The following is a 13583-nucleotide window of genomic DNA, read 5'->3' as shown; positions in this document are numbered from 1 at the left end:
GTCTCCTTGGGTTATGGGGTGCTCAGTCGCTCGGACCGGGCTTCGCCGCCGGGTCGCTGCGCAGACGCTGCCGCGTGACGTCGCGGCCCACCGCGAGGCGGCGCATGTATTTGAAGGTGCCGAGCGCTTTCGCGACGAAGTGGCCTTCGCTGTCGCGGATCTCGCCTTCGCAATAGGCCATGGTCGTCGAGCGATGCAGCACGCGGCCGGTCGCGCGCAACTCGCCGCGTCCCGGCTGCATGAAGTTGACCTTCATCTCGACGGTGACGACGCCGACGCCGTCGCCGGCGAGACTGCGCGCGGCCATCGCGAGCGCGACGTCGGCGAGCGTCATCGTGACGCCGCCATGCGCGACGTCCCACGTGTTCATATGATCGCGTTGCAACGGCAGCACGACTTCGCTGACGCCGTCGGCGGCCGACAACAACTGTGCGCCGAGACGGTCGATGAAGGGGCTTTCGGGCAACGATGCATGGCCCGTTCTGGATGAGGTGGATGGATCGGTCATGGCTCAGATATCGGATTTCGTAGCCGACGGCGCGTGTCGAGCCTACGGCGGGAAATGATACCCGCTATCGCGTTGGGGCATGAGCTGCCATCCGTGCCGCGAGGCGCCCCAGTCTGCGCACCGCTTCGTCGGTCAGATCCAGATCCGCACTCGGACAGCTGAGCCGAATGAAGTGATCGAAACGCCCGGCGTTCGAAAATACCGTGCCCGGCATGATGCGAATACCGCCATGCAACGCGGCGTCGAATAAAGCCGACGACGATACGTGACGCGGCAATTCGATCCAGAAAAACATCCCGCCGCGCGGCGGCGTGAACCGCGTGCCGTCGGGAAACGATGCCGCCACCGCCGCGGCCATCCGCTCGCGCCGCAGCTGCAAGCTCTCGCGCAAACGCCGCAAATGGCGCTCGTACGCGCTCGTCTCCAGGAACCCGGCGAGCACGACTTGCGACAACTGCTCGTTGTGGCGCGACTGCGCGAACTTCAGCATGCCGATGCGCGGATGCCACCGGCCACCGTTGATCCAGCCGACGCGCATGCCAGGCGCCAGCGTCTTGTTGAACGATGTGCAATGGATCACGGTGCCATCGGTGTCCCACGCCTTCAGCGAGCGGGGCGGCGGCGCGGCATCGACGAGCTCGCGGTAGGGATCGTCCTCGATCAGCGCGATGCCGGCGCGCGCGCACAGTTCGACGAGGCTCGCCTTGTGCGCGTCGGGCATCACGCTGCCGAGCGGGTTTTGCAGATTCGGCACCACCACGACCGCCTTGATGCCGGAATGCGTGTGTAGCGCGAACGCCAGCGCCTCGATCGCGAGGCCGGTGCTCGGGCTGGTCGGAATTTCGAGCGCGCGCAGACCGAGACTTTCGAGCGCCTGCAGCAAACCGAAGAAGCACGGCGATTCGACCGCGACCGTGTCGCCCGGCTGCGTCACCGCGCGCAACGCGAGGTTCATCGCTTCGACGCCGCCGTGCGTCATGATGATGTCGTCCGCGCCGATCTGGATGCCGGCCTCGAGCGCGCGCCGGGCGATGAGCGCGCGCAACGCCGGATCACCCTGATCGGGCCCGACGGCGGTCAGCAAGGTGGGCCGCCGGCGCAACGCGCGCACCGCGGCCTTTTGCAACGCATCGGTCGGATAGAGATCGGGCGACGCGGTCGCGCCGCCGAGATTCAGCGCATGCGGATAGCGCTGAAATTTCGACACGAGCGCCGAAATCTCCGAGTGAATGCCCACGAACTGCGCGGCGGCGCCGGGCTGCATCGCGAGATCGGGCTCGGCGGCGCAGGGCAACGCAGCCGTCGGCGGCACGCGCACGAAATAGCCGGCGCGCGGCCGCGCGTCGATCAGCGCGGCGCGTTCCAGTTCGCGATAGCTCTCGGTCGCCGTCGCGAGGCTCACGCCGTGGCGCTGCATGAACGCGCGCATCGACGGCATGCGGTCGCCCGGGCGCAGCGCGCCGTTGCCGATCGCGCGGCGGTATTGGTCGGCCAGTTGCCGGTAAAGCGGCTGGCGCTCGGCTGGCCGGTCCGTCGAGGGACCTTGCGGTGTGAAGAGGGGTTCGCTCATGAATCGATGGTGCGGATAGTCCGCGCGCCGCGACAGATACACATCGACGTGATTCGGACCGATACAGCGTGACGAAACGCACCACTGTACCGGTTCAGATTGTCGACAGCTGCGGCTGTTTTCATCCGGACGGATTCCCTAAGCTGTGTGACACGAAGACGGTTTAAAGGAATCGGTCATGCCTGTGCGTCCATACCACGATCGCTTGTTACCCGGTGCAGAAGTCGATTGCACCGCGGCGTCGCATCTTGCCGCCGGTCAGATGGCCCTGCACGACTTGCGCGCGCGCAGTTCGATCATCGCGGTCGAAGGTGCATTACAACTCGTCTTCCGCGATCATTCGCTGGCCTGGCTCGGCAACGACGCCCCGCTCACGGCGCTCACGTTGCACGAAGGTGAGCGGTTTGTGACCTCGCAACGTGGCGTCGTGTCGATCCGCGCGACGCAGGCCGATCGCGCTGCATTCAGCGTGCTGCCTGCACACGCTGAACACAGCGCACGCGGTTTCGTTCTGCAAGCCGCTCGACGTCTCGCTTGCGTCGTGCGCACACGGTGGCGGCGCGCCGCCTGAAACGTCGCTGCGCGCGCCACGTGGCCCGTTACAATGCATGACCAACCCGCTTCGTTCGAGGTGCAGGTCATGTCATTCTTTCGCGCGCTGCAGCCGGGCCTGGTCTCACGGGTGTGGCGCCTGTTCGCCGCCGTCGTCGCTGTCACGCTGACACTCGCTGGCTGCGCGGGCCTGTTCGGCGCCGACCCGTTGCGCGTCAATGTGGCGGGCATCGAGCCGATCGCTGGCCAGGGCATGGAGATGCGCTTCAACGTCAAGCTGCGCGTGCAGAATCCCAACGACTCCGCGGTCAGCTTCAACGGCGTGTCGCTCGATCTGGAACTGAACGGCAAGCCGTTCGCCAGCGGCGTCAGCGACCAGAGCGGCACCGTGCCGCGCTTCGGTGAAACCGTCGTCACCGTGCCGCTGACCGTGCCGGCTTTCGCCGCGGTTCGTCAAGCCTTTGCGCTAGCCGGCGCCGCGCAGTCGGGACAGGTTCCGTACGTTCTGCGCGGTAAGCTCGCGGGTGGCGTGACCGGTACGACGCGATTCACCGATCAGGGGACGCTGAGCCTGCCGTCGTCGGACACGGGCTGGTAATGACGCCGGCCCACGCCCGCTCAAACCACTTCGAACAAACCCGCCGCGCCCTGCCCGCCGCCGATGCACATCGTCACGACGACGAACTTCACGCCGCGCCGCTTGCCTTCGATCAGCGCATGGCCGACGAGCCGCGCTCCCGACACGCCGTACGGATGGCCCACCGCGATCGCGCCGCCGTTCACGTTCAGGCGGTCGTGCGCAATGCCGAGTTGGTCGGCGCAATAGAGCACCTGCACCGCGAACGCTTCGTTCAGCTCCCACAGGCCGATGTCCTCGACCTTGAGGCCGGCTTTCTTCAACAGCTTCGGCACCGCGAACACCGGCCCGATGCCCATCTCGTCGGGCTCGCAGCCGGCCACCGCGAAGCCGCGGAAGATGCCGAGCGGCTGCAGCCCTTCGCGTTCGGCCAGCGTCGCGTTCATCACGACGCAAGCGGATGCGCCGTCCGAGAACTGGCTCGCATTGCCCGCGGTGATCACGCCGCCCGGCTGCGCGGTGCGGATCTTCGACACGCCTTCGAGCGTCGTGTCGGCGCGGATGCCCTCGTCGCTGCTGACGGTCACTTCCTTCGTGTAGAGACGGCCGCTCGCCTTGTCGGCGACGCCGGCGAGCACCGTCAACGGCACGATTTCGTCCTTGAATTTACCGGCTTCGAGCGCGGCCGCCGCGCGTTGCTGCGAGCGCACGCCGTATTCGTCCTGGCGTTCCTTCGAGATCGAGTAGCGCTTCGCAACGTTCTCGGCGGTCTGCAGCATCGACCAGTAGATTTCCGGCTTGTGCTCGGTGAGCCAGCCGTCGGTCATCATGTGGCGGTTCATCTCGTTCTGCACGCACGAGATCGACTCGACGCCACCCGCGACGTACACGTCGCCCTCGCCGGCGATCACGCGCTGCGACGCAAGCGCGATCGTCTGCAATCCCGACGAGCAGAAACGGTTCACGGTCATGCCCGCCGCGCTGACCGGCAAGCCCGCGCGCAATGCGATCTGCCGCGCGATATTGCCGCCCGTCGCGCCTTCCGGATTCGCGCAACCCATGATCACGTCCTCGACGCGCGCCGGATCGAGCTTCGCGCGCTCGACCGCGGCCTGCGTCACGTGGCCGCCGAGCGTCGCGCCGTGCGTCATGTTGAACCCGCCGCGCCACGATTTGGCGAGACCCGTGCGGGCGGTGGATACGATTACGGCGTCAGTCATGCATGTCTCCAATTGCAGTGTCGAAAGTGGCGCGCCGGCTCACTGCCGTGCGTTCAAAAGCGCATCGCCGCGCCGCCTCTGTCGTTTGATGCGAGCGATGCTGGGGGAACCCGCACCGCTCAATTCGTGGGCTGAAGCCGGCCGCGCTCAGCCGTTGAACCCGCGACCTTCGGCCGCGAGTTTAGCGATGCTCGGGGCGAGCTTCCACGCGTCGCCGTTCGGCCGCGCCGCATAGCGGCGAATCGCGCGCTCGACGTTGTAGAGCCCCACCGTGTCCGCGTACAGCATCGGGCCGCCGCGATGCAACGGGAAGCCGTAGCCGGTCAGATAGACCATGTCGATATCCGACGCCTTCGACGCGATGCCTTCCTCGAGAATCTTCGCGCCTTCGTTGACGAGCGCGAACACCAGACGCTCGACGATTTCCTCGTCGCTGATCTTGCGGCGCTCAGAGTGGGTTTCCTTCGAGTACTCGCCGATCATTTCGTTGACCACGCCCGAAGGGTATGCGGTGCGATCGCCCGCCTTGTAGTCGTACCAGCCGCCGCCGGTCTTCTGGCCGAAGCGGCCCATCTCGCACAGACGGTCGGCGATTTTCGAGTAGTGCATGTCGGGGTGTTCGAGATAGCGGCGCTTGCGGATCGCCCAGCCGATGTCGTTACCGGCGAGGTCGCTCATGCGGAACGGACCCATCGCGAAGCCGAACTTCTCGATGGCCTTGTCTACCTGCGCTGGCAACGCGCCCTCTTCGAGCATGAAGAGCGCCTGACGAACGTATTGCTCGATCATCCGGTTGCCGATAAAGCCGTCGCACACGCCCGACATCACCGCGGTCTTCCTGATCTTCTTCGCGAGCTTCATCACGGTGGCGAGCACGTCCTTCGCGGTCTCCTTGCCACGCACGACTTCGAGCAGCTTCATCACGTTGGCCGGGCTGAAGAAGTGCATGCCGACCACATCCTGCGGACGTTTCGTGAACGCGGCGATCTTGTCGACGTCGAGCGTCGACGTGTTCGACGCGAGGATCGCACCGGGCTTCGCGACTTCATCGAGCCGGCGGAACACCTGCTCCTTCACGCCCAGCTCTTCGAACACGGCTTCGACGATCATGTCGGCGTGCTTCAGGTCGTCGTAGGAGAGCGTCGGGCTCAGCAGCGCGAGGCGCTGTTCCATCGCCTCGGGCTTCAGCTTGCCTTTCCTGACGGTCGCCTCGTAGTTCTTGCGGATCGTCGCGAGACCGCGGTCGAGCGCTTCCTGCTTCGTTTCCAGCAGCGTGACCGGAATGCCCGCGTTGAGGAAGTTCATCGCGATGCCGGCGCCCATCGTGCCGGCGCCGATCACGGCCACCCGCTCGATGTCGCGCACCGAAGTATCTGCCGGCACGTCGGGAATCTTGCTCGCCGCCCGCTCACCGAAGAACGCGTGACGCAGCGCGCGGCTCTCCGGCGTCTGCACGAGCGCGATGAAGCATTCGCGCTCGAATGCGAGGCCCTTGTCGAAGCCGTCCTTCACACCGGCTTCGACCGCGTCGATGCATTTATGCGGCGCCGGGAAGTTCTTCGCGATCGCCGCGACGCTATTGCGCGCGAACTGGATGAAACCGGCCGCATTCGGATGTTCGATCTTGCGGTCACGCACCTTCGGATGCGGGCCGGCCTCGGCGCCGACCTTGCGCGCGAACGCGAGCGCGGCGTCGGCCAGTTCGGCGGGATTCGCGACGACTTCGTCGAACAGCCCCGAATCGGCGAGCTTTTCCGAGAGCACCGGCGCGCCCGACACGATCATGTTCAGCGACGCTTCCAGACCGATGGCGCGCGGCAGACGCTGCGTGCCGCCCGCGCCCGGCAGGATGCCGAGCTTCACTTCGGGCAGCGCAATCTGCGCGCCGGCCGCGGCGACGCGGTAATGCGCGCCGAGGGCAAGTTCGAGGCCGCCGCCCATCGCGACGCTGTGGATCGCCGCGACGACCGGCTTCGCGCTGCCTTCGACGGCCTTGATGACGGTCGCGAGCGTCGGCTCCTGGGTCGCCTTCGGCGTATTGAATTCGGTGATGTCGGCGCCGCCCGAAAAGGCCTTGCCCGCGCCCGTCAGCACGATGGCCTTGATGGCCGGATCGTTCTGCGCACGCTCGAGCCCTTCGACGATACCCGCGCGCGTCGACAGACCGAGCCCATTGACGGGCGGATTGTTCAGCGTGAGGACGGCCACGCCGTCACGAGTTATGTAGTCCACTGCCATCTGCGTGCCTCCGTGCGATCCATGCATTGAGGCGGCGCATGATGCGCCGCCCGTCCGGTTCATCGAGCCTGCTTATGGTCAGACTTTTTCAAGCGACGGTTCCGGGGTCAGCAGGCACGATACACCAAAAAAGAACGAACGTTCAATTTATTCCCGAGTGGGGTTTCCCCTGGGACTCGGGGGTCAGCGGACAGTTGCGGCCGTCTTCGAGCGCGGACGGCAGCACGTGGTCGCGGAACAGATCGCGCAGCTTCAGCTTCTGCAGCTTGCCGGTCGCCGTGTGCGGCAGGTCGTCGACGAACACGACGTCGTCGGGGATCCACCACTTCGCGACCTTGCCGTCGTAGTACGCGAGCAGTTCGTCGCGGGTGACGTCTTGCCCCGCGCGTCTGACGACGACGAGCAACGGGCGCTCGGTCCACTTCGGATGCGCGCACGCGATGCACGCGGCTTCCGCTACCGCCGGATGCGCGAGCGCGACGTTCTCGACGTCGATCGAGCTGATCCATTCGCCGCCCGACTTGATCACGTCTTTCGAGCGATCGGTGATGTGCAGGAAGCTGTCGGGGTCGATCGTCGCGACGTCGCCGGTCGGGAACCAGCCGTCGATGAGCGGCGAGTCTTCCTTGCGGAAATACCGGTCGATGACCCACGGCCCGCGCACGTGCAGATCGCCGAACGCGACGCCGTCCCAAGGCAGCTCGCGGCCATCCTCGCCGACGATCTTCATGTCGACGCCGTAGATCGCATGACCCTGCTTTTCGAGCAGTTTGCGCTGATCGGCGAGCGGCCGCTGGCTCTGCTCCCAGGTCAGCTTCGACAAGGTACCGAGCGGCGACATCTCCGTCATGCCCCATGCATGGATCACCTGCACGCCGTAGTCGTCCTCGAGTATCCGCAACATCGCGGGCGGACAGGCGGAACCGCCGATCACCGTGCGCTCGAGCGACGAAAACCTCGCGCCCGTTTCGCGCAGGTGGTTCAGCAGACCGAGCCACACGGTCGGCACGCCGGCCGAGCACGTGACGCGTTCGCTCTCCATCAGTTCGTACAGCGACTTGCCGTCGAGATCCTTGCCGGGGAACACGAGCTTCGCGCCGGTCAGCGGCCCTGCGTGCGCGAGGCCCCATGCGTTGACATGGAACATCGGCACGATGGGCAGCACCGAGTCGCGCGCCGACAGGTTCATTGCGTCGGGCAACGCCGCGCCGAACGCGTGCAGCACCGTCGAGCGATGGCTATACAGCGCGCCTTTCGGATTGCCGGTCGTGCCCGACGTATAGCAGAGATACGACGCCTGGCGCTCGTCGAGCGCGGGCCAGTCGAAGCGGCCGTGCTGCCCGTCCATCAGCGTTTCGTAGCACAGCACCGACGTTTGCATCGGCGGCCGATGCGCCTCATCGCATAGTGCGATCCAGCCGCGCACGCGCGGGCACTGCTGCGCGAGCGTGTCGACCAGCGCGGCGAACGTCGTGTCGAACAGCACGTACGCGTCGTCGGCATGATTGACGATGTAGGCGATCTGGTCGGGGAAAAGCCGCGGGTTGATCGTGTGACACACGGCGCCGAACCCGGTGGTGCCGTAATACGCTTCGAGATGCCGGTAGCCGTTCCACGCGAGCGTCGCGACGCGTTCGCCCGGTTCGACACCGAGCGCGATCAGCGCCTGCGCGAGTTGCTTCGCGCGCTGCTCGCAATCGCGATAGGTGTAGCGATGCAGGTCGCCTTCGATGCGCCGCGACACGATCCCGGTGCTGCCGAAATGCCGCGCGGCATGCGCGAGCAACGATGACACGGTGAGCGGCACGTCCATCATCTGGCCCAGCAGCGGCGTCGTCATAAGGCGGGGTCTCCTCGGCTTGTTAGTGGGTCGATGGGTTGGCGCAAGATCGCGGCGGCGTCGAGCGCAGCAGCATGGTCCGAACGATGAAGGCGGCCGCCCAGCAGCGCCGCGGGCGCGGACTTACAATATCGGCTAATCCAGAGGCGCTCAACATGTCGTTTTCCCCAAGCTTTGCAGGGCTATCCGCAGCTTTGACGGATCTTTCCAACACACTCGCCACTCCCCCAGCCAACGCGTTCGCGCGGCTCGGCGGCACGTTCCTCACGCGCCTGCCCGCCGCGCCGCTCGACGCACCCTATCTCGTCGGCTTCTCGGCCGAGACCGCCGCGCGGCTCGGGATGCCCGAGGGCATCGAGCACGATCCGGGCTTTATCGAGCTGTTCTGCGGCAACGCGACGCGCGACTGGCCGGCCGACACGCTGCCGTATGCGTCGGTGTACTCGGGGCATCAGTTCGGCGTGTGGGCCGGCCAGCTCGGCGACGGCCGCGCGCTCGGTCTGGGCGAGCTCGAACATGACGGCGAGCGCAACGAACTGCAGCTCAAAGGCGCGGGCCGCACGCCCTATTCGCGCATGGGCGACGGCCGCGCGGTGCTGCGCTCGTCGATCCGCGAATATCTGTGCTCGGAGGCGATGCATCATCTCGGCATTCCGACCACGCGCGCATTGTGCGTGATCGGCTCCGACCAGCCGGTGCGGCGCGAGACGATCGAAACCGCCGCGGTGGTCACGCGCGTCGCGCCGAGCTTCGTGCGCTTCGGCCACTTCGAGCACTTCTACGCGAACGATCGTGTCGACGCGTTGCGCGCGCTCGCCGATCACGTCATCGAGCGCTTCTATCCGCATTGCAAGGAGGCCGACGATCCGTATCTGGCGCTGCTTGCCGAGGCGGTGCGCTCCACCGCGGATCTGATGGTCGACTGGCAGGCGGTCGGTTTCTGTCACGGCGTGATGAATACCGACAACATGTCGATCCTGGGCCTGACGATCGACTACGGCCCGTTCGGTTTCATGGATGGCTTCGATGCCGGCCACATCTGCAATCACTCCGATTCGCAGGGCCGCTACGCCTACCGGCTGCAGCCGCAAATCGCGTACTGGAACCTGTTCTGCCTCGCGCAGGGACTGCTGCCGTTGTTCGGCGAGAAGCACGACGAAAGCGTGCGCGCCGACAAGGCGGTCGAAGATGCGCAGCACGTGCTAGCCGGCTTCAAGGACCGTTTCGCGCCGGCGCTCGAAAACCGCATGCGCGCGAAGCTCGGCCTCGAACAGGCGCGCGACGGCGACGACGCGCTGGTCAACCGGCTGTTCGAAGTGATGCACGCGAACCGCGCCGATTTCACGCTGACGTTCCGCCATCTCGCGCGCCTGTCGAAACACGATGCGAGCGGCGACACGCCGGTGCGCGACCTGTTCCTCGATCGCGTCGCCTTCGACGCATGGGCGAACGACTATCGCGCGCGGCTCGCCGAAGAGTCACGCGACGACGTTGCGCGCGCCATTGCAATGAATCGCGTGAACCCCAAATTCGTACTTCGCAACCATCTGGCGGAAACGGCGATCCAACGCGCGAAGGAGAAGGATTTCTCCGAGGTGGGACGGCTCGCGGCCGTGTTGCGTCACCCGTTCGACGAGCAGCCCGAATGCGCGTCGTATGCGGGCCTGCCGCCCGACTGGGCGAACTCACTGGAAGTGAGCTGCTCGTCATGACGCGCCAGCGCGGTTGAATCGCCACGGCCGCCCCACGAGAAAGCACCGAGACAAACCCGAGACAGGAACCCGACCATGAACAACCCCGACGATCTCAAGCATGACGCCCCAGCCGTACAGAAAAGCGACGCCGAGTGGCGCAAGCAGCTGACCGACATGGAATACCAGGTGACGCGCCATGCGGCCACCGAGCGCCCGTTCACGGGCCGCTACGACGATCACTGGGAACGCGGCGTCTACGACTGCGTGTGCTGCGGCACGCCGTTGTTCGAATCGGACACCAAGTTCGACGCCGGCTGCGGCTGGCCGAGCTATTTCCGCCCCATCAACGGCGAGGTGATCGCCGAGAAGACCGACCGCTCACACGGCATGCTGCGCATCGAGGTGCAGTGCAAGAACTGCGGCGCGCATCTGGGCCACGTCTTCGAGGACGGACCGGCGCCGACCGGTCTGCGTTACTGCATCAATTCGGCTGCGTTACAATTCGAGCCCAAGTAACGCGGCGCGGCAGCATCCCTGCCCGCCTTCGGCGCCGCATTGGAAGTGCGCGGCGCCCTTCCAATGCGGCAGTCCCGCTCGCCAGCGGGCACCGCACACCTTGCACGCCAGGCGGGCGCGCTTCAACGTTCGACTCACTCTCCGACTTCCCGATCAGATAATGAAATTCCTGTTCGATCTGTTCCCGATCATCCTGTTCTTCGTCGCCTTCAAGATCTGGGGCATTTTCACGGCGACGGCAGTGGCGATCGTCGCCACGCTGGTGCAGATCGCGTGGGTGGCGTTCCGCCACCGCAAGGTCGACCCGATGCTGTGGGTGAGCCTCGGCGTCGTCGTCGTATTTGGCGGCGCGACGCTCGTGCTGCACAACGACACCTTCATCAAATGGAAGCCGACCGTGCTGTACTGGGCGTTTTCCGTCGGGCTGATCGTGTCGCAGCTCGGCTTCAACAAGAACCTGATCGAAGCGATGATGGGCAAGCAGATCACGCTGCCGCACGCGATCTGGGGCAAGCTGAACCTGATCTGGGCGGTGTTTTTCGTGCTGCTCGGTCTGCTGAACCTGTTCGTCGCGTATCACTACACGACCGATCAGTGGGTTAATTTCAAGCTGTTCGGCGCGACCGGCTGCCTGCTCGTGTTCATCGTCGGACAGAGCCTGTGGCTGTCGAAGTACATGAAGGAGGAATGACATGAGCGACCTGTTCATGCACGCCACCACCGCCGAGCGCGCCGCGCTGATCGAGGCACGCCTCACGGCCGCGCTCGCGCCCATCGAGTCGATCCGCATCACCGACGACAGCGCGCAGCACGCCGGCCATGCCGGCGCCTCGGCCGGCGGTCATTTCAGTGTCACGATCGTGGCCGTCGCGTTTGCCGGGAAGCCCCGCGTGGCGCGGCATCGCATGGTGTATGATGCGCTGGCCGATGCCATGCAGCGCGGCATTCATGCCCTTGCCATCACGGCGTATACGCCCGAAGAATTTGCTTTGTTGCCCCGCTAGGAACCTTTCGATGACCTTGAAGAAAACCCGCCTCTGGGTATTGCTGGCTGCGTTCGCAGCCGCACCTGCATTCGCACAGAACATCGCCGTGGTGAACGGTACGCCGATTCCGAAGTCGCGCGCCGATGCATTGATCCAGCAACTGGTTCACCAGGGACAGCAGGACACGCCGCAGTTGCAGCAGGCCGTGCGCGAAGAGCTCGTGAATCGCGAAATCCTGATGCAGGAAGCGCTGCGTCGCGGGCTGCCGAACCGTCCGGACGTCAAGGCGCAAATCGCGGTCGCGCAGCAAACTGTCGTGCTGCGCGCGCTGATCGAAGACTTCGTAAAGAACAATCAGCCGACCGACGCCGAAATCACCGCGCGCTACAACGCGCTCGTCAAGGATGCGGGCGGCAAGGAATATCACCTGCACCATATCCTCGTCGACAACGAGCAACAGGCGAAGGACCTGATCGCGAAGATCAAGGCCGGCGCGAGCTTCGAGGCCCTGGCCAAGCAGTACTCGAAGGACCCGGGATCGGGCAAGAACGGCGGCGATCTCGACTGGTCGGACCCGAAGGCCTACGTGCCTGAATTCGCGGACGCGGCCACGCATCTGCAGAAAGGCCAGATGACCGACACGCCGGTGCATACGCAATTCGGCTGGCACATCATCCGTGTCGACGACATCCGCGCCGTCACGCCGCCGCCGCTCGAGCAGGTGCGTGCGCAGATCGTGCAGCAGATTCAGCAGGAAAAGCTGCAGGCGTTCGAAGAGAATCTGCGCAAGAACGCGAAGATTCAGTAAGGGTCGGCGGGCAGATTGTCTTCGGATAGTCCGCCTGGCTCTGAAGCCTGAATGCGATAAAGCCGCCCGTGGGCGGCTTTTTTGTTGCTGCAAGATTTGCAGCGGCGGCGTGCGTGGCTGCCGCAAACAGGAGCCGCCGCACGCGGGCGGCAGCCCCCTGACTCATCAACCGAGCCAGCGACGCGCGTTCTGGAACACGCGCAGCCACGGGCTCGCGTCCGTGCCGATCTCGCCCCAGCCCTGCGGATGCCAGCTCATCTGCACCGCGCGATGCACGCGCTCCATGTGCGGCATCAGCACCGTGAAGCGGCCGTCGGCCGTCGTGACCGACGTGATGCCCTCGGGCGAACCGTTCGGGTTGAACGGATACTGCTCGGTCGCCTGACCACGGTGATCGACATAGCGCATCGCGACCGCGACCTTCGACATGTCGCCCTGCTGCGAGAAGTCCGCAAAGCCTTCGCCGTGCGCGACCGCGACCGGAATGCGCGAGCCTTCCATGCCGGCGAAAAAGAGCGACGGCGATGCCTGCACCTCGACGAGCGAGAAGCGTGCCTCGAACTTCTCCGACTTGTTGCGCGTGAACTTCGGCCATGCTTCGGCGCCGGGGATCATCGACGCGAGGCTGCTCATCATCTGGCAGCCGTTGCAGATGCCGAGCGCGAACGTGTCGCCACGACTGAAGAACGCGGCGAACATGTCGGCCAGTTGCGCGTTGAAGCGGATCGTCTTGGCCCAGCCTTCGCCGGCGCCCAGCGTATCGCCGTACGAGAAGCCGCCGCACGCGACCGCGCCCGCGAAATCGGCGAGGTTCGCGCGGCCCGCGAGCAGGTCGCTCATATGCACGTCGTGCGCATCGAAGCCGGCGCGATCGAATGCATAGGCCGTCTCCAGATGCGAGTTCACGCCCTGCTCGCGCAGGATCGCGACGCGCGGACGCGCGCCCTTGCCGACGCCCCGAAGGAAGTCCCCTTGGGGGACGCCCCGAAGGAAGTCCCCTTGGGGGACGCCCCGAAGGAAGTCCCCTTGGGGGACGCCCCGAAGGAAGTCCCCTTGGGGGACGCCCCGAAGGAA

13 protein-coding genes are annotated in these 13583 nt (G+C 65.7%); 7 read left to right on the top strand and 6 right to left on the bottom strand.

All coding sequences use genetic code 11. The annotated features are described in order from the left end of the window. Window positions 1-22 precede the first annotated feature (22 nt). Window positions 23-508, bottom strand: coding sequence for a PaaI family thioesterase (locus HDG33_RS22510; protein WP_026225390.1), 486 nt, complete (start codon window positions 506-508; stop codon window positions 23-25). Between the two features lie 64 nt (window positions 509-572). Then, entirely contained in the window at window positions 573-2078 is a 1506-nt protein-coding gene (locus HDG33_RS22505) for a PLP-dependent aminotransferase family protein (protein WP_184033508.1), read from the bottom strand. A 178-nt stretch (window positions 2079-2256) separates the two neighbouring features. Here HDG33_RS22505 and HDG33_RS22500 point away from each other — a divergent pair, with 178 nt between their 5' ends. Continuing rightward, window positions 2257-2649, top strand: a complete 393-nt coding sequence (locus HDG33_RS22500; RefSeq protein WP_184033505.1) for a hypothetical protein — start codon at window positions 2257-2259, stop codon at window positions 2647-2649. A gap of 69 nt (window positions 2650-2718) precedes the next feature. Further along, window positions 2719-3228, top strand: coding sequence for an LEA type 2 family protein (locus HDG33_RS22495; protein ID WP_026225391.1), 510 nt, complete (start codon window positions 2719-2721; stop codon window positions 3226-3228). Window positions 3229-3248: 20 nt separating this feature from the next. Here the strand turns inward: HDG33_RS22495 and HDG33_RS22490 are convergent, their stop codons facing one another. The 3 genes from HDG33_RS22490 to HDG33_RS22480 all read right to left on the bottom strand — a co-directional run bounded on the left by HDG33_RS22490 (window position 3249) and on the right by HDG33_RS22480 (window position 8505). Beyond that, window positions 3249-4427 (bottom strand): acetyl-CoA C-acyltransferase, encoded by a 1179-nt coding sequence (locus HDG33_RS22490; RefSeq protein ID WP_184033502.1) that lies wholly within the window; start codon window positions 4425-4427, stop codon window positions 3249-3251. Between the two features lie 147 nt (window positions 4428-4574). Continuing rightward, the gene (locus tag HDG33_RS22485) at window positions 4575-6665 is read right to left on the bottom strand and encodes a 3-hydroxyacyl-CoA dehydrogenase NAD-binding domain-containing protein (protein WP_184033499.1); all 2091 of its coding nucleotides are present in this window, start codon (window positions 6663-6665) and stop codon (window positions 4575-4577) included. A 142-nt stretch (window positions 6666-6807) separates the two neighbouring features. Continuing rightward, window positions 6808-8505: a 3-(methylthio)propionyl-CoA ligase gene (locus tag HDG33_RS22480; protein ID WP_184033496.1), complete on the bottom strand. Its 1698-nt coding sequence runs from the start codon at window positions 8503-8505 to the stop codon at window positions 6808-6810. Window positions 8506-8660: 155 nt separating this feature from the next. Here HDG33_RS22480 and HDG33_RS22475 point away from each other — a divergent pair, with 155 nt between their 5' ends. The 5 genes from HDG33_RS22475 to HDG33_RS22455 all read left to right on the top strand — a co-directional run bounded on the left by HDG33_RS22475 (window position 8661) and on the right by HDG33_RS22455 (window position 12509). Beyond that, entirely contained in the window at window positions 8661-10217 is a 1557-nt protein-coding gene (locus tag HDG33_RS22475) for a YdiU family protein (RefSeq protein WP_184033493.1), read from the top strand. A 75-nt stretch (window positions 10218-10292) separates the two neighbouring features. Then, window positions 10293-10715 carry a peptide-methionine (R)-S-oxide reductase MsrB gene (msrB, locus tag HDG33_RS22470; RefSeq protein ID WP_184033490.1) on the top strand — a complete coding sequence of 141 codons (423 nt, stop codon included), beginning with the start codon at window positions 10293-10295 and terminating at the stop codon, window positions 10713-10715. Between the two features lie 160 nt (window positions 10716-10875). Then, window positions 10876-11406: a septation protein A gene (locus tag HDG33_RS22465; RefSeq protein WP_013089414.1), complete on the top strand. Its 531-nt coding sequence runs from the start codon at window positions 10876-10878 to the stop codon at window positions 11404-11406. A gap of 1 nt (window position 11407) precedes the next feature. Continuing rightward, a complete protein-coding gene (locus tag HDG33_RS22460; protein WP_184033487.1) occupies window positions 11408-11719 on the top strand; it encodes a BolA family transcriptional regulator in 312 nt (103 codons plus the stop codon). Window positions 11720-11729: 10 nt separating this feature from the next. Further along, complete coding sequence (locus HDG33_RS22455) at window positions 11730-12509, top strand: peptidylprolyl isomerase (protein WP_184033484.1); 780 nt, start codon at window positions 11730-11732, stop codon at window positions 12507-12509. Between the two features lie 165 nt (window positions 12510-12674). Here HDG33_RS22455 and HDG33_RS22450 read toward each other — a convergent pair. Next, the coding region (locus HDG33_RS22450; RefSeq protein WP_260330566.1) for a phosphoribosylformylglycinamidine synthase subunit PurQ at window positions 12675-13583 on the bottom strand (909 nt) is incomplete at its 5' end.

The sequence above is a fragment of the Paraburkholderia sp. Cpub6 genome (genome assembly GCF_014201065.1).
Lineage (GTDB): Bacteria > Pseudomonadota > Gammaproteobacteria > Burkholderiales > Burkholderiaceae > Paraburkholderia > Paraburkholderia tuberum.
This window is presented reverse-complemented; position numbering and strand designations above follow the sequence as displayed.